This window comes from Pedobacter sp. FW305-3-2-15-E-R2A2 (assembly GCF_038446955.1).
Lineage (GTDB): Bacteria > Bacteroidota > Bacteroidia > Sphingobacteriales > Sphingobacteriaceae > Pedobacter.
This window is the reverse complement of record NZ_CP151803.1, coordinates 4,630,597-4,651,097: the sequence shown is the minus strand read 5'-3', so window position 1 is coordinate 4,651,097 and position 20,501 is coordinate 4,630,597. Positions and strand designations below refer to the sequence as shown.

General features: G+C 39.3%; 24 protein-coding genes and 1 tRNA gene. 14 read left to right on the top strand and 11 right to left on the bottom strand.

Annotated elements, in window-relative coordinates:
* Nucleotides 1–27: 27 nt before the first annotated feature.
* The 5 genes from AAFF35_RS18765 to AAFF35_RS18745 all read left to right on the top strand — a co-directional run bounded on the left by AAFF35_RS18765 (nt 28) and on the right by AAFF35_RS18745 (nt 3,227).
* Entirely contained in the window at nt 28–786 is a 759-nt protein-coding gene (locus AAFF35_RS18765) for a hypothetical protein (protein ID WP_342328063.1), read from the top strand.
* A gap of 101 nt (nt 787–887) precedes the next feature.
* Nucleotides 888–1,154 (top strand): helix-turn-helix domain-containing protein, encoded by a 267-nt coding sequence (locus AAFF35_RS18760; RefSeq protein WP_342328062.1) that lies wholly within the window; start codon nt 888–890, stop codon nt 1,152–1,154.
* A complete protein-coding gene (locus AAFF35_RS18755) occupies nt 1,151–1,462 on the top strand; it encodes a hypothetical protein (RefSeq protein ID WP_342328061.1) in 312 nt (103 codons plus the stop codon). The genes AAFF35_RS18760 and AAFF35_RS18755 overlap by 4 nt, the downstream gene beginning before the upstream one ends.
* Before the next feature lie 228 nt (nt 1,463–1,690).
* Nucleotides 1,691–2,239, top strand: coding sequence for a BfmA/BtgA family mobilization protein (locus AAFF35_RS18750; RefSeq protein WP_342328060.1), 549 nt, complete (start codon nt 1,691–1,693; stop codon nt 2,237–2,239).
* Nucleotide 2,240: 1 nt separating this feature from the next.
* Complete coding sequence (locus tag AAFF35_RS18745; RefSeq protein WP_342328059.1) at nt 2,241–3,227, top strand: DUF5712 family protein; 987 nt, start codon at nt 2,241–2,243, stop codon at nt 3,225–3,227.
* Nucleotides 3,228–3,371: 144 nt separating this feature from the next.
* Here AAFF35_RS18745 and AAFF35_RS18740 read toward each other — a convergent pair whose 3' ends face one another.
* On the bottom strand, nt 3,372–3,638 hold the full coding sequence (locus AAFF35_RS18740; RefSeq protein ID WP_342328058.1) for a hypothetical protein: 267 nt from the start codon (nt 3,636–3,638) through the stop codon (nt 3,372–3,374).
* A 28-nt stretch (nt 3,639–3,666) separates the two neighbouring features.
* Nucleotides 3,667–4,266 carry a hypothetical protein gene (locus AAFF35_RS18735; RefSeq protein WP_342328057.1) on the bottom strand — a complete coding sequence of 200 codons (600 nt, stop codon included), beginning with the start codon at nt 4,264–4,266 and terminating at the stop codon, nt 3,667–3,669.
* Between the two features lie 347 nt (nt 4,267–4,613).
* Between AAFF35_RS18735 and AAFF35_RS18730 the strand changes: the two genes are divergently transcribed.
* Genes AAFF35_RS18730 through AAFF35_RS18715 form a run of 4 tightly spaced genes read left to right on the top strand, consistent with a single transcriptional unit; the run spans nt 4,614 to nt 6,376 of the window.
* Nucleotides 4,614–4,871 (top strand): helix-turn-helix transcriptional regulator, encoded by a 258-nt coding sequence (locus AAFF35_RS18730; RefSeq protein ID WP_342328056.1) that lies wholly within the window; start codon nt 4,614–4,616, stop codon nt 4,869–4,871.
* A 30-nt stretch (nt 4,872–4,901) separates the two neighbouring features.
* Nucleotides 4,902–5,477, top strand: coding sequence for a DUF5063 domain-containing protein (locus AAFF35_RS18725; RefSeq protein ID WP_342328055.1), 576 nt, complete (start codon nt 4,902–4,904; stop codon nt 5,475–5,477).
* A gap of 53 nt (nt 5,478–5,530) precedes the next feature.
* Nucleotides 5,531–5,854, top strand: a complete 324-nt coding sequence (locus AAFF35_RS18720) for a hypothetical protein (protein ID WP_342328054.1) — start codon at nt 5,531–5,533, stop codon at nt 5,852–5,854.
* Nucleotides 5,855–5,869: 15 nt separating this feature from the next.
* Nucleotides 5,870–6,376, top strand: coding sequence for a hypothetical protein (locus AAFF35_RS18715; protein ID WP_342328053.1), 507 nt, complete (start codon nt 5,870–5,872; stop codon nt 6,374–6,376).
* A 114-nt stretch (nt 6,377–6,490) separates the two neighbouring features.
* Here the strand turns inward: AAFF35_RS18715 and AAFF35_RS18710 are convergent, their stop codons facing one another.
* The 6 genes from AAFF35_RS18710 to AAFF35_RS18685 all read right to left on the bottom strand — a co-directional run bounded on the left by AAFF35_RS18710 (nt 6,491) and on the right by AAFF35_RS18685 (nt 11,385).
* Nucleotides 6,491–7,708, bottom strand: coding sequence for a site-specific integrase (locus AAFF35_RS18710; RefSeq protein WP_342328052.1), 1,218 nt, complete (start codon nt 7,706–7,708; stop codon nt 6,491–6,493).
* A gap of 246 nt (nt 7,709–7,954) precedes the next feature.
* Nucleotides 7,955–8,044 (bottom strand) — tRNA-Ser (locus AAFF35_RS18705).
* A 97-nt stretch (nt 8,045–8,141) separates the two neighbouring features.
* Nucleotides 8,142–9,131 (bottom strand): YihY/virulence factor BrkB family protein, encoded by a 990-nt coding sequence (locus tag AAFF35_RS18700; RefSeq protein WP_342328051.1) that lies wholly within the window; start codon nt 9,129–9,131, stop codon nt 8,142–8,144.
* A gap of 9 nt (nt 9,132–9,140) precedes the next feature.
* On the bottom strand, nt 9,141–9,548 hold the full coding sequence (locus AAFF35_RS18695; protein WP_124582855.1) for a thioesterase family protein: 408 nt from the start codon (nt 9,546–9,548) through the stop codon (nt 9,141–9,143).
* A gap of 1 nt (nt 9,549) precedes the next feature.
* On the bottom strand, nt 9,550–10,599 hold the full coding sequence (mltG, locus tag AAFF35_RS18690) for an endolytic transglycosylase MltG (RefSeq protein WP_342328050.1): 1,050 nt from the start codon (nt 10,597–10,599) through the stop codon (nt 9,550–9,552).
* Nucleotides 10,600–10,614: 15 nt separating this feature from the next.
* Nucleotides 10,615–11,385: a PASTA domain-containing protein gene (locus AAFF35_RS18685; protein WP_342328049.1), complete on the bottom strand. Its 771-nt coding sequence runs from the start codon at nt 11,383–11,385 to the stop codon at nt 10,615–10,617.
* Between the two features lie 147 nt (nt 11,386–11,532).
* Here AAFF35_RS18685 and AAFF35_RS18680 point away from each other — a divergent pair, with 147 nt between their 5' ends.
* On the top strand, nt 11,533–12,519 hold the full coding sequence (locus AAFF35_RS18680) for a D-alanine--D-alanine ligase (protein WP_342328048.1): 987 nt from the start codon (nt 11,533–11,535) through the stop codon (nt 12,517–12,519).
* 290 nt (nt 12,520–12,809) lie between these two features.
* Here AAFF35_RS18680 and AAFF35_RS18675 read toward each other — a convergent pair whose 3' ends face one another.
* Nucleotides 12,810–13,598 carry a DUF3575 domain-containing protein gene (locus AAFF35_RS18675; protein ID WP_342328047.1) on the bottom strand — a complete coding sequence of 263 codons (789 nt, stop codon included), beginning with the start codon at nt 13,596–13,598 and terminating at the stop codon, nt 12,810–12,812.
* A gap of 262 nt (nt 13,599–13,860) precedes the next feature.
* Nucleotides 13,861–15,288, bottom strand: coding sequence for an MATE family efflux transporter (locus AAFF35_RS18670; protein ID WP_342328046.1), 1,428 nt, complete (start codon nt 15,286–15,288; stop codon nt 13,861–13,863).
* A 334-nt stretch (nt 15,289–15,622) separates the two neighbouring features.
* On the opposite strand from AAFF35_RS18670, the gene AAFF35_RS18665 reads away from it, so the two are divergent.
* Both AAFF35_RS18665 and AAFF35_RS18660 read left to right on the top strand, forming a co-directional pair.
* Entirely contained in the window at nt 15,623–16,165 is a 543-nt protein-coding gene (locus AAFF35_RS18665) for a hypothetical protein (protein WP_342328045.1), read from the top strand.
* The gene (locus AAFF35_RS18660) at nt 16,162–17,097 is read left to right on the top strand and encodes an IS3 family transposase (protein ID WP_342328044.1); all 936 of its coding nucleotides are present in this window, start codon (nt 16,162–16,164) and stop codon (nt 17,095–17,097) included. Before AAFF35_RS18665 ends, AAFF35_RS18660 begins: the two co-directional genes overlap by 4 nt.
* A 227-nt stretch (nt 17,098–17,324) precedes the next feature.
* Here AAFF35_RS18660 and AAFF35_RS18655 read toward each other — a convergent pair whose 3' ends face one another.
* Nucleotides 17,325–17,744, bottom strand: coding sequence for an acyl-CoA thioesterase (locus tag AAFF35_RS18655; protein WP_342328043.1), 420 nt, complete (start codon nt 17,742–17,744; stop codon nt 17,325–17,327).
* Between the two features lie 173 nt (nt 17,745–17,917).
* Here AAFF35_RS18655 and rpsO point away from each other — a divergent pair, with 173 nt between their 5' ends.
* Together rpsO and pnp are read left to right on the top strand one after the other, a co-directional pair.
* Entirely contained in the window at nt 17,918–18,220 is a 303-nt protein-coding gene (gene rpsO / locus AAFF35_RS18650; RefSeq protein WP_124582841.1) for a 30S ribosomal protein S15, read from the top strand.
* A gap of 117 nt (nt 18,221–18,337) precedes the next feature.
* Entirely contained in the window at nt 18,338–20,485 is a 2,148-nt protein-coding gene (gene pnp / locus AAFF35_RS18645) for a polyribonucleotide nucleotidyltransferase (RefSeq protein WP_342328042.1), read from the top strand.
* The last annotated feature ends 16 nt before the right edge of the window (nt 20,486–20,501 follow it).

The following is a 20,501-nucleotide window of genomic DNA, read 5'->3' as shown; positions in this document are numbered from 1 at the left end:
GAATTAAAACTGACAATACCTCCGGTTATGAAAAGCAAATATTTTAAGCCCCGTAAGTTTCTTGACTTTTTCCCTCACCCTTATGATGTAGGCAATATCATAGGACCTTGGCAGAAATATGAAGATAATCACTTCCTAAATAAAATATATGAAATGGAGGAGGATAGCTTTGACAGCTTTTATAGGTGTCATCTTGCCCACACCTTAAAAAACAATACTTGTAACGAAGAGGACTTCTTTTTTAAAGTATGGGAATTTGTTGAGAATAGAATTGACAACTTGAAAAAGAAAGACCCTTTCTCTACTTATCACGACCGATATTTATTTAGGATTGATAAATTACAACAATTTCAGAAGTATCTAAATAGCATAGATCAATGGAATGCAAGACCTGCACATATTATAATTGCTGAAAAAGAAGCGATCATTCAAAAACAAAAGATGGAAATCGAGAAGCTTCAAGTCTGTTTGGATGCACTAAAGGTATACGAAGTCTCTCAAAAAATTTGGATCAAAGAAGGTTATCTAACCACAGTGATTGACTTATTCCAAAAAATAGAAAAGCTGGAAGTGCCTGGTGGTGGAAATCTCTTAAAATACGATCACCAAGTTGCTTATCCTAGAATGATCAGTAGGTATTTCTCTCATGGAGGTAATGATATACCCGTTGAAACTTTGCGTAATTATTACGTTAGCAAAAAGGATGATGAGCCAGTAAAAGGAACTTCGATCCAATCGGAACGGAAGATTTTCAAAATTGTACCTGTAAAGGGTACAAAAAAATAACAACAGGTTCAGGGTTTGCACATGACCACGCTAAACGTCTGGTCATGGTTTCGGGGGCTTTATGGCCCACATTTGCTTCGTAAACTTAATACGGAGGCAATATGCAAATCGAGATTCTAACAAAGGAAGAGCTGTTAAAGTTCAAGACCGAACTTATTCAGGAAATTAAACAGGCCATCAAATCCGAGGATGTGCAACCCAAACAGTGGCTTCGCAGTTCTGAAGTCAGAGATCTGCTAAAGATTTCATCCGGCACGCTTCAAAACTTGCGCATTAAGGGAATACTGCGGTATGAAAAGGTCGGAGGTATTTTCTATTATGCCTACGCGGATATTGTTCAGTTGTTAGGTGAAATCGGGAACTCATGATGGATACAGGAAAACAACTCACGAACTTTCTAAAGTTGGCCAGTAAAAACAATGGCTTTCATCAGTCACACTTTAGCCTTTATTCGGCCATACTCATGTGCTATACTAAAGGTTTGTGCCAAAATCCATTTCGGGTTTCCAGACGGGAATTAATGAAACATTCCGCGATTCATTCATTTGCTACTTATCACAAGTGCCTGAAAGACCTGGTTAGCCATGGATACATCGACTACCAGCCGTCGTATCATCCCAAGCTGGCCAGTCAGGTTACTTTGTTAAGTGATATTAATGCAAATCATGAGGGGTAAGCTCCTTGCAGGTTATGTCCTTTTCCTTCTTCGGGAAAGGGAGCAAGCGGAAGTTGGGCAGTGGCCCTACTTGCTTGCCGTATGCCTTGCAAACGGTGTTTCAAGAACCCTCCAGGGGTTCTTTAGTGTGCTGAAAGCACATTAGTAAAAGAAAAGCGATCCCCAGAGAGGGTGCTAAATAATTGATTATACAGATATACAATGATATAGCTATAAAGATATACTGATATGCAGGAGAGTTTAAGAACAGTAAAATATTCGGCATCAGATGCCATCAAGTTTGAAAAGGTTGCCTTGAAACTATGCAGGTCTAAGCGTTTGGTTTTTACCCAGATGGTTGATTATTTTTATAGAAGTAAGAAAGATCCCAAGGACCTGAACGATGAGCTTTTGAAAAACACCATATTAAAAGGTCAGAAAGAGTACTTCGGTTTTATTAAAACCCAGGAAGCAGAATTACTCATTCCCATTAAACGGGATGTAGCCAGAGTTGTAGACTCTCAAAAGACAATAATGGGCTGTTTCAACAGTCAGGTATTACAATACAATAATGACGCGTTAAAGAACCAGAACCAGCAAGTATTAAGCCTTGCCAGAATTCAGGAATTTATAAAAGGGATTAGTGATAAAGTGGATGAGAAGGAAAAGCTAAAAGTAAAGTTTCTAAGTATCCTGGATACTTATATCAGACTAAGGGATTCTTTTGGGTTGATGACTTCCGGCAAAGATAAAGAGGTGCTGATTGATAATACCCGGAAACAAGTTGCTAAGCTGTAATATGTATATCAATATTACCGATAGTGAAACCTCAAATAATAAAGGGAGCAGTAGTGAGCTTACCTGTTATCTGGAAAAGGAAAACAGGTTGTACAATAAACAAGAACCTGAGTATTGGTTTAATCACAATAGCCAGCATATCGAGCCTTTTGAAGTCAGAAGGGCTATTGATGGTAATATTGCAAAGCTTTGTAAAACTGATGCTAAATTCTTCCTGATCAATATCAGCCCAAGTCAAAAGGAACTAAACTTCCTGAAAGAGCGGTTTGGAGCAGCGGGTGTTAAGGATCAATTGAAAAGGTACGCGGAAAAAGTAATGGATGAATATGCCAGGAATTTTAAACGTACAGGAATTGACAGCGCTAAAGACCTGATGTGGTTCGGTAAGATAGAAAACTACCGTTACTATGGCTATAAAGATAAAGAAGTCTTAGAGGGCGTTAAAAAGCGAGGAGAACGTAAAGAAGGTGAGCAGATGCACATTCAGATCATAGTTAGCCGTAAGGATGCTACCAATAAGATTAAACTGAGTCCTATGAACAATTCTACAGGAAAGAACGAAAAGCATTCCAAAAAACTAGGACAATTTCACCGGGTAGCTTTTAAGCAGTCCGGTGAAACTGTTTTTGATCAGTTCTTTCATTTCGACAGACAACTAAAAGATACCATGGCTTATGCCAATATCCATAAGAATGGAGATCTAAAACAAAAAGAGCAGTTGTGTGCATTGGAATTTGGTGCAGAACGAAATTATCATTCCAAATCCATTGCAAATGATCTGGCAAAAGAGGTGGCAGCAGGTCTTTTCCATTCTACAGCCGATATGTTTCAAAGCATAGGTAGGACTGCTTCCGATTTCTTTGAGATTCTGATGGAGCCAGTGTATAGTCCCGGATTGGATATAAACCCGGTGGAGGAAGCGGAAAAAAGAAGAAGAAAAAAACGGAAAGGTCAAAATCACGATCAGGGCCAAGGACTTAGCCGGTAATGGTGGTGGATTTTACAAAGGCAGTTTTGCCCCACGCGCATTTTCGGCCTGCAAAATCCCTTGCGCTCATTGCCCAATTGGGATTTTGCTCTGGTGTTTACGGAAAAGGTCTCTGCTCTAACGGGCGGTAAGAAGCCTTAACACTCAATGGAGGAGTTCTTTTAAACTTCGGGCTTCCGGATTTTGACTTGCAAGTGTTCCCGGCTCAAAGTCAAACAATTGTTCCATGATGACTACTTTTTCGTAGGGAATATCCTGAACATCATTTATCAGAATTTTCCGGTAATTGTGAAATGTGTTTAAGGAAACGCCCAATAGTTTTGGAAGAATTTGTATTGCTTTGCGGTATTGCCATACGTTTAGGTTGTACAAATATTCATTGATCCTGTATTTGCTAATCTGTTCGTTCATAACATTAGTTTTAAGTGTGTATATGACTTTAGTTTACGGTTGTGGTATTGCTTACATAGAGTACAGTTTGCGTAATGTCAATCAGGTAAATGACCTCTATCAGCTTTTCCAGATACTCTTTTACAATTACCATCGCGCTTCCATCCTCAATGACCTCATCAATGGTTGTCTGACGATAGGCGTATTCAACAATCCGGCTCAACATTAACCGCCATTCGTTCAGGCTTAGAAAATTGAAAAAATCTTTAAAAAAGCAATGGGTGTTTTTAATCTCTTCCTGAGAAAGACTTTTAAAATGGGTGCTTATTAATACGTTGTAATAACGGGTGAGGTCTTTTGTACAAGGTGAGGCATTGGAAGAAGCACAATGAAGCGAGAATTTTGTACCCTTACAAAAGAAGATGTGTCCGGCTTCTAAAAGTTTAAGTAGACATCTGTAATTATAAAAATACTCTTCGCTTTTACCGTGTTGTATGGTGCTGCATGCAGAGCGAATCAGGTCGTGGATTTGTGTGCGGAAGGCTTCTATGTCAATTTCATATCTGCAAAAGTCCGCAATGAAGGTGTGAGGGTTTAAGATCTGCTTATCCGTAAGCTGATTGTACCGAAGGTTTCTTTTGTTGCTCATAATTTTGAAAATTAACTGAGCCCTGGAGATGCAGAAATAGGTGCGGAACTGCATCTCGTGGTTGCATAAAAGTTTCTGAAGCCTTACGTAACACGAGTGTACAGCAGTCCCGCACCTATTTTAGGAATATGCAAATATAGCATATTAGTAAATAGGCTTGGTATTCTGCTGTCTTGCGTTACGGCTTCAGAAATGCAACCGCAAGACCCTTAATGTCTTAATAACTGTTTATTATCGCATATATAATTATTTAATACTCTAAGATAAGGATATAGCTTGTATACTCCAAATAAAAATACTCTTTTTATGGAGTGTATTAAAATGGAGTATTTCCTTTACTTTATTTCATGGCAAACAAGAATCTTTTAACAAGTGAACAAGAATTAAAGAAGATAGGTTTAAGACTTAAAAGCCTTCGTAAATCCAAAGGTTATACAAGTCCAGATACGTTTTCTTATGAAAATAACTTGAATCGTTCTCAGTATGGTAAGTATGAGGCTGGAAGCGCCAATATAACTATTGGCACATTGATCAATATTTTAAATTGCTTCGGTGTGAGCCTGAGTGAGTTTTTCAATGAAGAATATGAAAATCTAAATAAATAGTGGGCTAGGAGCTGAACGCAAATCAAAAAAATGAAAGCATACGATCTCTCAGCTGATTTAAAGGAGTTTATTGAACGATCAACCACAAATATTTTTCTGTCGAAGGCCAGGCAATTTGTTGAACTTTTAGAAACTCCAGATATCGATAAAAATGTGTTTTATTCGGAAGCACATGTAAAGCTTTTAGAGCTTTATTATGCAGGACATAAGTTAGACTTAATTGAATTAAAATATTCTTCTGCTGAAAGTGAGTTCAAGAATGATTTTGAAAACAAGAATGTTAATCTGATTTCTGAGCTTGGATTACAAGAATATTATTGGGAAGTTCATGATCCAGGATATTTAGAAATGAAGGGAAGGCTAGATGAAGAAGCTTCTTTGTCTGACAAAGAAGCTTCACAAGGAATGCTATCTGATGACTTCATGGATATCTATGTGGATTTAAAAAAATCACTATCACAAATTGACAAAATGGAAACAGACGAAGCTATAGAAGATGCTTTTTGGCAATTGAAGTGGGGATTCTCAAATCATTGGGGACATCACTGTATAAACGCATTACGTTATCTTCACTATCTTAATTATGATGGAAAAAAGATGCTTTAGTCTAACTACAATTGTTAGCCAACAACACACGAATATATTTTATAACATTTAATATGTGGACACCAATTTCATTAGGCGAATTAGAAGAATGGATTTTAAGGGGTGAGTTAGAATTAGATGATGAATTATTGAATTTCTGGAACCTGATAAAAATAGAACCCAGAAAATGGCAGGAAAAAGATTATGGAGCTGAAGGGGGTGGTTTTTGGGTGGTTGCAATTTTTGGAAATGAAGTTATTTATTACGACGATATAGAGGATGGCTTTAATGTAGCTGAATATGAAGTCTATGGGCACATTATAGCACGTTGGGCTAATCAGGATGAGCTTAATCATACTGTAATGGAACTTTACGCACGTATTAAACGAAAAAAATAAATTTGCTATAGAACGATGAAATTTGAACCGACATTCAATTATGGTGATACAGATTTAACACTTGACCACAATCTTACATGTTGGAAATTCGGAGAGTTTGTAACGAATCTGATAACGCTGTCATGTGATGCAAAAAGACAAGCTGAAATTATTGGAATAGGTATGACCTGTGATGAGATGGCATTAGAGTTCCATACTTACTTTACGATGTCTTATCATTCCTTCCTCGACAATAATTTATTGACACCAGATCAGGTTAATAAATTAATTGAATTGGATACATTTTTTGAGGAACGTAGCGGCGATAAATCTCCTGAATTTTGGGACGAATTTACGTTGGGTACAAATCCGGAATGGGAAATTGTCCGACAAAGAGCCTCCGAGGTTTTGGAGTCTTTAGGAATGCAAGACTTGGTTGTTGAATTTGACAGAGAAGAGGAATACGAAATGACGAGCAGAGGGAAACGAATAACAATGCAATCAACAAAAACAAGGTTGGTATATCCAAGATTAGACTTATAAAAACTCAGATAAACAAGAAAAGCGGAAATGATCTCCGACCATTCCCGCTTTATAAATTAACGCTCTCATATATAAGGACGCTAAGAAGAGTTAAATATTGTGTGGTCCTATAAATTAAATTACAGCATATTTCTTTTTCAATAGCGCCATATCAGCACCAACTTTAATATCCAGAATTTTTGCATAATGTTGAGTAGTCTGGATATTTGTATGTCCTAGCATTTTTGAAACACTTTCAATAGGAATGCCATTCAGTAGAGTAACAGTTGTTGCAAAAGTATGCCGGGCAATATGAAAGGTTATTGGCTTATCTATGCCGCAGAAATCGGCTATTTCCTTTAGATAGCTATTCATCTTCTGATTACTTAAAACTGGAAACAGCATTCTGGTATTTAAGCAGATCCGGTTATCCTGATATTTACTCAATAGGGCAGAGGCCATTGGCAGTAAGGGAATGCGAGAAGGAGTGTCGGTTTTCTCCCTTTTTATGGAAATCCATTTCTCGCCATCTATGCCGTTGACAATGTCCATCCTTCTCAAATTTTTAACATCTATATAAGCCAGTCCGGTGAAACAGGAAAACAAAAAGATGTCCCTCACATGGGTAAGTCTATCAGTTGCCATCTTTTTATTCGCCATTAATTGTATTTCTTCAGTATTGAGATAAACCCGATCTACTTTTTTGACTTTAGGTTTGTAGTTTAAGAACGGATCAATGTTTAACCAACCATTAGAAAGGCAAATTCGGATAATCTTACCAAAGTTCTTCAGATACTTTACGGCAGAGTTGTTTGCGCATTTACGTACAGAACGGAGGTAATAATCATACTCAGAAATGAAAGTATAATCAACTTTTTTGATTTCAATATCTACGATACCATATTTCCACGTTATGAATTCTATCGTGTGCTTTAATGAGGTCCGATAACGCTCCGCTGTTCCCTTTTTAAACTCACTTCCAATCAATGATTCCATTTTCTGGTTATGATCCTTAAAGACTTCAATTAAGGTCATACACTTTTCCGTCTTGCCCTGGAATTTATTACGCAGCGTTTCGGCAGTAATCATTTCATCTGCTTCCATTAAAAGGCTGTGCGCTTCATAAACTTTGATCTGTAAATGGTCTAAGAAGGTATTCAATGTCTTTATTTCTTCTTTATTACCATTTGCCCTGCCTACACGGGCATTCCATCGAGACGGTTCACAACTACGTCCAGTGGTTACTTCTGATCGGTTACCATTCACAGTAATGCGTAAATAAATAGGGGCAACGCCTTTTTGATAATTCTTTGGCTTCTTCATGTAGAAGAGCAAGCTGAAATTGGTTTTCATAATGTTAAACATTAAAAAGTAAACAAATTTAGCCTTGCAGTGATGGAGAATCAAGATGTTTAGTCTTGTAACCTGCTCAATATCAGTTTGATATTTCATTTCTGGTGAGTCATTTCCTTTCCAAGATTTACTCACCGAATCACTCACCAATCTTATATGAATTAATGAGAATTTTGATACCTGATAAAAACGAAAAAGCCTGCTATCTTACGATTTGCAGGCTTTTTCTTGGTTTTGATACCATAGTGGCGGAGAGTGGGGGATTCGAACCCGCGGACCCTTTGACAAGTCAACAGTTTTCAAGACTGCCGCAATCGACCACTCTGCCAACTCTCCGCGACAAAAGTACAAATACCGCTTGATTCTGCAAATTATGAATCAGATAAATTAACGAAAACTTGATAAGCCCTTAAAGATGAGTTAGAAAAATTTTTTATCTTTCTGAATTATCCCTGTCAGAAAGCGTTTTTTTGAACATATTGAAGTTCGGCCTGATGATTTTCACACTTCTTTTCGATAAATCTACACTTGCATTGAGCTCAAATCCGACCAATAAGATCAAAGAATTCAGATAAAGCCAGATCATCAGGACAATTAAAGTACTGATCGAACCATATACTTTATTGTAGGAACTGAAATTGTTGATGTAAAAAGAGAAACCCCAGATCGTCAAAAATGCGAGGACGGTGGCCAGGCAGGAACCTGCGCTGAAGAATTTCCATTTCTTCGCATGTGCCGGTCCGTATTTGTACAGAATAGAAATCGTCACAAAATACAGAATCCCCAGGAGCGACCATCGTGTCAATTGAATCACGTAGGCAATAAAGTTCCCTTTAATGTTCAACTCACCATCTATATAATTTAAAGCCACTTCTCCAATCGTCATGGCAACGATACATATGATCACCGATAGGGCAATGGCTACCGTCAATAATATTGCAATTAAGCGTTGTTTTACCCAGGTCCTGGTCTCTATGATCAGGGACGACTTATTAAAAGCCATCATAAGGCTATGTACACCATTTGTAGCAAAGAATAAAGACAGGAAGAAACCAAAGGATAACAATCCCCGGTTAGGCTTATTCACGATCTCATTTAAAGTCGTTTCAAAGGCTCTGTAAGCGTCAGCTGGCAGGATGAGCACAATGAAGTCCATCAGTTGCTTCTGGAAGCCTATACGCCTTGGAATAAATGGAATTAAGGTAAAGAGGAAGATGATGGCAGGAAATAGCGCCAACATGAAGTTATAAGCAAGGGAAGAAGCCTTATTGACTAAAGAATCCTTCCCAATCTCTTTGAAAAAAAACGAAGCAACAGTATAAAGCGGTAGCGGGCTGAAACCAGGAAGTACACATACTTTGGTCCAGGCGATAAACAAAGCATAAATCCTGACTTTTAACAATTGCCTATGTACCCACTCCATCTATCAAATTTAATTAAAAAATCCCTTTAACTTTTCCATGAAATTTTCAGGAGGAGAGCAAGGTTTATTTTTCGCCATATCCACAAATACCAGCGTTGTTTTTCCGATGTTGATCAGTTCTTCCGCTTCATTGAACAATTCATACACAAAATGTATGCGGACACCCGGAAGGTCATGAATGGTCGTTTTGATGGTAATCTCCTGATCATATAACGCCGGTTTGATGTATTTGCAATTCAGCTCTAAAACAGGCATCATCACTCCGCTGCTTTCCATGCTGGCATAATCCATCCCAAGGCTGCGAAGCATCTCTACCCTTGCCACCTCATAATACTCGGCGTAATTGCCATAATATACGTATCCCATCTGGTCCGTTTCTCCGTAACGTACCCTAACCTTAGTGCTATGTGTATACATCCTATTTGTAAATGTTGCGTTTGTTTAAAGCTTCTCTGTATTTCTTTGCATTGGTCTCATGTTCCTGAACGGTAACTGCAAAATTATGAAAGCCAGAAAAATCCTCTTTCGCACACATATAAATGTAGTTGTTATTGTCTTTGTTCAATACTGCATCAATCGCATTGATACTAGGCATCATGATCGGTCCCGGAGGCAATCCTGCATATTTGTAGGTATTGTATCTGGACTGCACCTGTAAAAGAGAATTGGTAACTCTTTTTACGGTAAAATCATCATTCGCATAAATCACTGTTGGATCTGCCTGAAGCAGGATTCCCTTGTTCAATCGGTTCAGGTATAAACCTGCAATAATCGGCATCTCTTTGTCGTACAAAGCCTCCGCATCTACAATTGAAGCAAGAATAGAAACCTGGATAGGGCTTAAATTTAATGCCGCTGCTTTCGCCTTGCGCGAGTCATTCCAGAACTTCTCATATTCTTTTTGCATTTTCTCAAAGAACTCGGAAGGGGAGGTATTCCAGTACAACTCGTAAGTGTTCGGAATAAACATCGTATAGCTATTGTCTTTATTGAAGCCATATTTTTCAATCAAGGCTGCTGAATCCAGCAATTTGATGAAAGTAAGCGAGTCAGACTCCAGGCTTTTCGCCAGATATCCGGCAAAATTCTCTTTCTTTCTGATGTTCTGAAACTTCAGCTTTACCGGTTCCTGATTTCCTGCTTTCAGCATATTGATCAAGCCGCGGTTCGTCATTCCTTTAGCAATCTTATAACGTCCCGGTTTCAAAGCACCTTTTAAGTCCATCTTTGCTGCAGCCTGACTAAACGTTCCGATATCCGTCAGGATGTCCTTACGACGAATTTCTTCAAATAAATCATCCAGTGTATGTCCCGTTCTTACATAAAGATATTTCTCTTTTCCTGTCGTATTAGGTGCAAAGTAAACCTTATAGAATTGTAATCCGTAATATCCTCCAATAACCAGCAGGACCAATAATGCCCCTAATATTACCTTAGTTTTTGTTTTAAAGCTTTTCTCGTTTGTCATAAAATGATCGTAAAATTATTTCTTGTTGGATAAGGTAATGTTTACCGGCGTGCCGATTTTAACTTTCGAAACAGAGTCTGTCAGGAAAGGATCCTGTCTGATAATAACGGCATTTGCACTGTCGATAATCTCTCCTTCATAAGTAACCGTACCTAAGGTAAGCATTGCTCCATTTTTTAAAGCAAAAACAGCCTCATCTTTAGTCAGGCCGATTAGGGAAGGAATGTCAACTTCTTCATTTCCTTTTCCATCACCTAATACAAAATCAATTCTGGAACCTTTAGGTAAAGACTCCCCAGCTTTAAGCGGCTGTCCGCCAAACATAGCCTGAAGGACTACATCCCTGCTCACATCAGATCTGTAAGTGGTGTCCCCAAGTTTAAGCCCATAATTCTCAATCAGCGCCTGCGCTTCTCTCAAAGGTTTAAACTCGATATCCGGAAATTTAACATTCGGTGCCAGGGCTACATTTACGGTTAAATAAATCGTTCTGTTGCCTTTTACAAAAGTGTTGGCTTCAGGATCCTGATCAATCACAATTCCCGGAGGCGAATCCATCACAAAAACAGAGTCTACCTCATAACGAAGCCCAAGATCTTCCAGCTTACTTACCGCTTGCGTAAAGGCAAGGCCCTTTAATACCGGGACATTTAATCCCTCGCCATGTTTGGTGTAATATCTTAAACTAAAGAAAGCAGCCAGTACAATCACCACTACAGTTACAATCGCGGCAATAAAGTTGTTTCTAAAGGATTTCGTCTTTAGGTAAGATATGAATTTGCTCATAGGTGTTTTTTTCGTTCTTATTGTATTTCGCCCAAATTTAGACTAAAAAAATATTTTATTGGAATTAAAATAACATCTGCACCAACTAATTTATATTTGTGCATACATTTAACTTATTACTTTTAATAGGTTTTAACACGCTTAAAAATGAAGAAAACATTAGCATTACTAACCGGTGGTACCACAGGTGAGTGGGTCGTATCGGTTAAAAGTGCAGCCACTATCGCCCAAAATCTGGATGCCGACAAGTTTGATGTTTATAAAATTATGCTAACCCAACAAGGTTGGTTTTATGAACCTGCGGACTCCCTGAAAATTGAAGTTGACCGTAACGACTTCTCCCTGAACATTAAAGGTAGAAAAATTACATTTGACGGCGTATTTATTGCGATCCATGGCTCCCCGGGTGAAGATGGGAAATTGCAAGGTTATTTTGATATGATCGGCCTTCCATATACCACTTGTAACGCGCTCACTTCGGCCGTTACCATGAATAAAGGTTATACAAAATCGATTGTGACAGGTATTGAAAACCTTCACGTCGCCAAATCTGTACAGGTTTTTAAAAATACAGGTTATAGCATAGAACAAATTAAGAAAGACCTCAAACTCCCATACTTTGTGAAGCCCAATAACGGGGGAAGCAGCATTGGAATGAGTAAAGTTACCCATGGTGCTGACCTGCAAAAGGCAATTGATAAAGCTTTTAAAGAAGATGATCAGCTGTTGATCGAAGAGTTTATATCCGGCCGGGAGTTTACAGTAGGTGTAGTCAGACTGGATGGAAAAATAAAGGTATTGCCGGTAACGGAAGTGGAAACAGCGAAAGAGTTCTTTGACTTTGAAGCGAAATATACGCCAGGGGTAGCTACAGAAACGACACCGGCCCCAATCAGAGCCGAAACAAAATCAAGAGTAGCCCAGATCGCAGAAATGGTATACCTGAAACTAAACTGTAGTGGTGTGGTGCGTATTGATTTTATCCTGACGGAAGATGAAGGCGATTTTTACTTCATTGAGATTAATACGATTCCAGGACAGACCGCCACAAGCTTTATTCCTCAACAGGTAGCTGCTGCGGGTATGAAATTGAATGATTTTTATACCAAGCTAGTAAAAGAAACCATAGGATAATTACTGAAGTGTAAAAACTGTAATCGCTCTTTTCATCCCCGAATCTTTGCTGAAGGGCAAATATTCGAATGTCTTCCAAGAGGATTTCAGTTTTTTGAATAATTCTGTACTTAATTGGGGAAACCCTCAAAACGCGTTCAATTCGATGGTGTTTAACTATTTTGAGCAGGTTTTCAGAGAAACATAAAACTGATTTAACCGGTTATGTTAGGGGTAAGGCTTTATCGAGCGCTAAAAAAGAAAGCGTGTTGTTCACCACAACACGCTTTCTTTTTTAACAGGAATTGAACTTAAAATCTGTATCCAATGCTTAAGCCAGATCTTAGACCTGCCCATGGGCCATCAAAATCTATTTTGGCACCATTACCGTCGACAGTAGATTTGGTTTTTACCAAAGGAAGGTCACTGAAGTCGTCGTTAAGCGCTTTTCTCAGTTCATCTTGTTCCATTGAGTTTAATGTTTTCTTGCCAGCGATATTTCCGGACGCAAATCCATAATTTGGACCGATTATCCATAAATCAAGCGAGATGGACTTGCTTAAACTCCATTGCGCACCAATTAGAACACCTCCAGTAAAAGTATCCACGCCTCCGCTAAAGTCCATTTTACCTTTAATACTGGTTCCATTTTGTTGGTATTCATAGTTAAAAGGAAGGTCTGCATTGTACCTCGCATACCTCACAAAAGGAGCAACATAAAATCCCTGGAAAACACTTTCTCCAAAATAATACCTGAATTCAGGAGTGATGGAGAAGTTTCCTGTTTTAAAATCTTTAATGCTTTCCCAGGTCTGGTCATCATCAATTCCATTCTTAAGGAGCGTACTGAATGGCATACTTGATTTAGGCATAAACCTAAGCCCAAGCGCCAAAGATGTTTTTCTGCCGATAGCCTGCTCGTACTGAAAAGAATAGTTTTTAAGAGCCAGGGCCGCAACATTCCATTTCACCAGGTGTTTCCCGGTTTCTGAATCTGTGCCGGCCTGTTGGCCATAACTTACATTCCCGGAAAGAACCAGCGCAAGAAAGGCAAATGATAAAATAGTTTTAGTAAAGGTAAAAGTAAAGGTTTTCTTCATACTCATTATCGTTTTTGATTTGTCAAAAGTATATATTATACCTTATACAATAATCACATAATTTTACCCAAAACCATGTCCCTTTTTCCCTTCCCCGCACTTGTCTATACAGTTCTGCCCGGAAGGAACTTAATTTCTCAAAAAAAGATGCGTTCCAGGAAAAGGCCTAGGAAATTTTGCGCTTTTTCAGCGCAAAAGATTCCAGCCTTTGAATGGTAATGCTTCTTTTTAGAAAAGACCTTAATTTCTATAGCAAAATGTATTACACCTTAATCGTCTTCCACCTCCCTTTTTTGAACAGGATATATCCTGCAATGGCAATCCCTGTCTCTGCGACAGGAATCGCAATAAATACCCCTGTCGGTCCCATCTCAAAATGTTTTGCCAATAAGAATGCCAATGGGATCTGAAACAGCCAAAATCCGAAGAAGTTAACCCATGTCGGGGTCCAGGTATCGCCGGCGCCATTAAAAGTGCTGATCAATACCATCCCGATTCCATAAAAGATATAACCAAGACTCATGATCTGTAAAGCATGAAGTGCCACTTCCTGAACGAGTTTGTCGTTGGTAAAGAAGGAGATAAAATAATATCCGCCAATAAATGTAAATGCCATTACCGTGATCATATAAATAACGATGTACTTAGCAGTCTTCATCACCGATTGTTCTGCACGATCCAGGCTTTTTGCACCCAGGTTTTGTCCAACTAATGTTGCTGCAGCATTACTCATGCCCCACGCAGGCAACATAAAGAACATCATCAACCTCAATGCGGTCTGATAACCTGCGGAACCATGATCTCCTCCCGTGGTCGCTACCAGTTGTGCCAGAAAGATCCAGCTGCAGGAAGCGATGATGAATTGAAAGATCCCTGGGGTGGCAATTTTTAACAGTGCTTTTATTTGTTCGAAATGGGGTTTGAAATAGGATAAATGGAGCTTTAACAAACTTTTTCCACTGATCAGGTGATACACCTGATAACAAACACCGATTCCTCTGCCGATGGTGGTCGCGATGGCGGCACCTGTTAATCCAAATGCCGGAATCGGGCCAAAGCCATTAATGAGGACCGGACATAAGATGATATTGGCAATATTGGCAATCCACAAACTCTTCATGGCGATGGCCGCATTTCCTGCACCTCTGAAAATACCGTTGATCAGGAAAAGGAGTACGATGATCACACTTCCGCCCATCATGATTCTTGCAAATGGGGTACCCTGTGCAGCTGTTTCTGCGGAGGCTCCCATGAGCAACAGGATATCTGAAGCATAGATAACACCTAAAATGCTGATGACAATATTAACGGCCACCGCGACGATGATCGCCTGAACACCTGCTTTTGCCGCGGCTTCCGGGTTTTTCTCGCCGATTCTACGGGCTACGACTGCTGTTGCGGCCATACTCATCCCTATTGCCAGAGAGTAAATGATCGTCAATACCGATTCTGTTAATCCTACTGTTTGTATCGCATGACTGCTATTGTGAAGGTGGCCTACAAAATAAAGATCCACGAGCGCAAATACAGATTCCATCGCCATTTCCAACATCATCGGAATGGCGAGAAGGAGCACTGCCCTTCGGATACTGCCTTGAGTGAAATCAAGGTCTTCGCCCTTAAGGGCCTGTTTTAAAAGATTTAAAATTTGAGATAGCTTGCCTGTTGAAGCTGTTTGCTGATTTGACATAAATAGGGGAAAATGGATACAATAAACCGTCGTCAGCATGAATGCTGAATCTTTTAATTGGTGGAAGGAGGGGAGTCCTCGGTCTTAGAACCTTAAACGGACTGCGAATACAATCATCGTATTGCGGTTTAGTTAAGTACCAAATATAGTTTTTTTATGGTTAAATCTTAAAAAAAGAAAATATTTTTTGTTATTCGGAGCAGCTGGGCTGATGCTTCGTTGATCCGACAGGAACATCCTGAAATCAGCTGTTTTTTGTAAAGCTATATCAGGAATAAGACAGCTAAAAGACTGGTATGTCCATTCCTAAAAAGGCTATACAAAAAAACAGTGTATGGAAATAACAGAAACAGAATTTATCATTTCAGAAAGAAGGAGTAAAAATCAGCGTTATGACAAGCGATTAATAGCGCATATTGTGGAGCTCGAAGCCCAAGGCGTTCCCCGTAGAGATCTTATGGAAGAATACGGTATGTCAAGCAGCACGCTTGTAGAATGGCTGGGAAACTCGGGTTTATCGGGTTCAAAACGTAAATCCTATACACCGTCAGAAAGACGTTCGGTAATTCGGGCGGTAGAAAACGGTATGAGCATTCGGGAGGCCCAGGTTTCATATAATATTTCCCATCCAAGTATTATAAGACACTGGATCAAGAAAAATAAGGAAGAAAATGTAGAGATTAGCCTTCTCAAACCTCTAGAAGTGGCCAAAAACACGACAACTGATTCCAGTAGTACAGAACTCGAAGCTTTACAAAAAGCTTTGGCAGAGGCCAATTTGAAAATCCAGGCCCTTGATACTCTGATCGATATTGCAGAAGAACAGCTTAAAATCGACATCAGAAAAAAGTCTGGTGCCAGGCAGTCATCAAAATGAAACAGGACTTCCCAAAACTTGGGATCAGGTTGCTGTGCAGACTGTTTGGCAAAACAAGACATGCGTATTACGACCACCAGTGGCGAGTACAGGATGAGGGTTTAAAAGATGAGATCATTTTGCAGCATGTACTGCGTATTCGGGAAAAGCAAAAGCGAATAGGTACGTTGAAACTGCATTTTATGCTGCAGGAAGTGTTGTCAGCGCACGATATTAAAATTGGAAGGGACTATTTATTTCGCCTAATGCGGGAGCATGGCCTCCATATCAGAACACGAAAAAGGAAAGCGGTGACAACTAATTCAAGGCATTGGATGCGAAAATATAATAACCAGATCAAGGAATTGATCATCCACCGTCCCGAACAGGTCTGGGTAAGTGATATTACTTATATTCAGTTGACAAAACAGTGGGGATATCTAAGCCTTATCACAGATGCCTATTCTAAAAAGATCATGGGATGGGCTTTTAGGACTGATTTATCTGCTCAAGGATGTATAGACGCGCTTGATATGGCTGTCAAAACACGTAAACACCCCCAAGATCAGCTCATACATCATTCTGATCGGGGATCACAATATTGTAGTAAAAACTATGTGGACCTGCTTACCGAAAATCAGGTAGCAATAAGCATGACTGAAAATGGAGACCCTTATGAAAATGCAATAGCAGAACGGGTAAATGGAATATTAAAAGCGGAGTTTGATATGCATAGTTCTAAAGCAAGTTTTAAAGAAACAACAAAGAGAATCAGAGAGAATATTCAAACTTATAACCAACTAAGACCGCATGCAAGCTGTGATTATCTCACACCAGAACAGGCGCATCTTAAACGGGGAATCTTTAAGAAAAGATGGAAGCCTAAAAAGTACAAAACAAAGGAAAATCAAACTTGTATAACCCGATCAGGAATAACAAATTTGAGTGTATAGTCAATTTAAAATTAATTCAATAACCTGTATAGCCATACACGGATAAGACAGTAAATACCTGCTCCCGGCTATACAGGCTCTAACCACGCTCTATCCTCGGTCTATACTCGGTGCAACCACGCTTGAAAGCGTGTTAAAGGCGGGTAAGCAACGTGCAAAAATCGGGTATAAAATGGGGCAAACCCCGGGGAGCCCCGGAGCTGGTATATTGCGGTTAAGAGGAAGATTTAAATGCTGTAAGCCTGAATCATTTCTTCATTCACTTTGCAGCCTTTTCCGGTATTCGTGTCGATCATGACATAGTCGAACCATCCATCGGATGCGATTTTTCCGGTACGCTTATTTTCAATTTCAAATTGTACCCTGCATCCTTTTTCATTAATGGTCAGAATTCCGGTGCGGACGGCAATTACATCTCCAAGGATGAGCGGGCGCTTGAACTCTACATGAGCAGTACGTACTACCCAGCCAAAACCACTTTCCAGAAAAGATTCCATAGGCATTTTATAGAATTGCTCCATCTGGTCATACCTGGCGGCAAGTACATAATCGAAGTATTTGCTGTTGTGTACGTGTTGAAACATATCTATGTCATCCGGACGTACTTTTAATTCGCTTTCAAATATGCTGTATTCGTTCTTTTCCATGTTTTCTTCGTTCTGAGGGCAAAAATAGGGTTTAGATTTTATTTATATTTGCTCCCGCATCGTAAATTAAAAGCAGATGACAATTGTGGGCTCACAACTTGCGAATCATTAAAACTTAAACTATCTTTGCAGCCAATTAATTAATCCATACACACTTTAGTATCATTCAAGAAATGTATTTAAGTAAAGAAAAGAAAGCCGACATTTTCAAAACACACGGCGAAGTAGAAACCAACACGGGTTCTGCAGAAGGTCAGGTAGCGTTATTTACATACCGTATTGCGCACTTAACAGAGCATTTAAAGAAAAATCGTAAAGATTTCTCTACTCAGTTGTCACTACAAAAATTAGTAGGTAAACGTCGCGGTATTTTGGCCTATCTGTACAAAAAAGATATTGGTCGTTACCGTGCTATCATCAAAGCTTTAGGGCTAAGAGATATCATCAAACCTTTAGGTTCGAGAGATAGCAAATAAGCGTTAAAATATCAAGAAAAGCCATTCTAAAGGATGGCTTTTTTACTTTGAAAAATAAAATAAATATATATAAATCAGGTGTGTAGAAAGAGGAAAACACACCACAACACTCTTTAAATGAATGTAATAAAAAAATCGTTCGACTTGGGCGATGGAAGAACAATCGAAATTGAAACAGGGAAATTAGCAAAACAAGCTGATGGTTCTGTAGTTGTTAAAATGGGCGATACTATGTTATTGGCTACTGTAGTATCTACTGTAGGTGCAAAATCTGGTGTTGACTTTTTACCATTATCTGTAGATTATCAGGAGAAATATGCTGCCGCAGGCCGTATTCCCGGAGGATTCTTACGTCGTGAAGCAAGATTATCAGATTATGAAGTTTTAATTTCACGTTTGGTTGACCGCGCTTTACGCCCGATGTTCCCTGAAGATTATCACTCAGATACTCAGGTGATGATCACTTTGATCTCTTCTGACAAAAATATAATGCCTGACTGTTTAGCTGGTTTAGCTGCTTCGGCTGCGATCGCGGTTTCAGATATCCCTTTCAACGGACCAATCTCTGAAGTACGTGTGGCTAAAATTGATGGTAACTTCGTTATCAACCCTTATGTAAGTGATCTTGAGCGTGCAACGATGGAATTCCTTGTTGCAGGTACTGAAAACGACATCGTGATGGTGGAAGGTGAAGCTGATGAGATCTCTGAAGCTGACATGGTAGAAGCAATTGAATTTGCACACAAAGCAATCGTTGTTCAGGTTCAGGCACAAAAAGAATTGGCTGAATTAGTAGGTAAGACCGTTAAACGTACTTATTCTCATGAAGACAGCAATCCTGAATTAAAGGAGCAGGTTTATGCAGCTACTTATGATAAAGTATATGCAATCGCAAAAAGCAACACGAGCAAAGGTGAGCGTGGTGATGCTTTCGGTGCCATCTTAATGGATTTCATCGCTACTTTAGGCGAAGATATCGATGATGTAACCGGATTCTTAGCTAAAAAATATTTCCATGATGTACAATATGATGCCATCCGTAACCTGGTATTAGACGAAGGAATTCGTTTAGATGGTCGTGATGTGCGTACAGTACGTCCGATCTGGAGTGAAGTAGGTTATTTGCCTTCTGCTCACGGATCAGCTGTATTTACACGTGGTGAAACCCAATCATTAACTACCGTTACTTTAGGTTCTAAAGATGATGAGCAAATGATTGATGGTGCTTTCATCAATGGATACAACAAATTCTTATTACACTATAACTTCCCTGGTTTCTCTACTGGTGAGGTTCGTCCGAACAGAGGTGCTGGTCGTCGTGAAATCGGTCATGGTAACTTAGCCATGCGTTCATTGAAGAAAGTATTACCTGGATTGGAAGAAAATCCATATACCATCCGTATCGTTTCTGATATCTTAGAATCTAACGGTTCTTCGTCAATGGCAACTGTTTGTGCGGGTACATTAGCATTAATGGATGCAGGTATTAAAATCAAAGCTCCGGTATCCGGAATTGCAATGGGATTAATCACTGATGAAAAAACTGGTAAATATGCCATCCTTTCAGATATCTTAGGTGATGAAGATCATTTAGGTGATATGGACTTTAAAGTTACTGGTACTGAAAAAGGTATCGTTGCTTGTCAGATGGATTTAAAAATCAATGGTTTGAAATGGGAAGTGTTAACTAACGCACTAAATCAAGCTAAAGAAGCCCGTTTACACATCTTAAACGAAATGAAGAAAACGATCTCTGCACCACGTGAAGACTACAAAGACCACGCGCCACGTATCGTTTCTCTAAGCATTGACAAAGAATTTATTGGCGCTGTAATCGGCCCAGGCGGTAAAATTATCCAGGAAATGCAACGCGAAACCGGCGCATCTATCTCTATCGAAGAAGTAGGTAACAAAGGTATCGTTGAAATCTTTGCTGATAATAAAGCAGCTATTGATGCTGCAGTTAGCCGTATCAATGCCATTGCTGCTAAACCAGACATAGGTGCTACTTATGATGGTAAAGTGAAATCTATCATGCCATTTGGTGCATTCGTAGAGATCATGCCAGGAAAAGACGGATTATTACACATCTCTGAGATCGACTGGACCCGTTTAGAAACGATGGACGGTGTGTTCAAAGAAGGTGACAGGATTCAGGTGAAACTTTTGGATATTGACAAACAAGGAAAAATGAAACTTTCAAGAAAAGCTTTATTGCCTCGCCCAGCAAAACCAGAAGGCACCGCAGAAAACAAACCTGCATAATACAAACATTAAAACC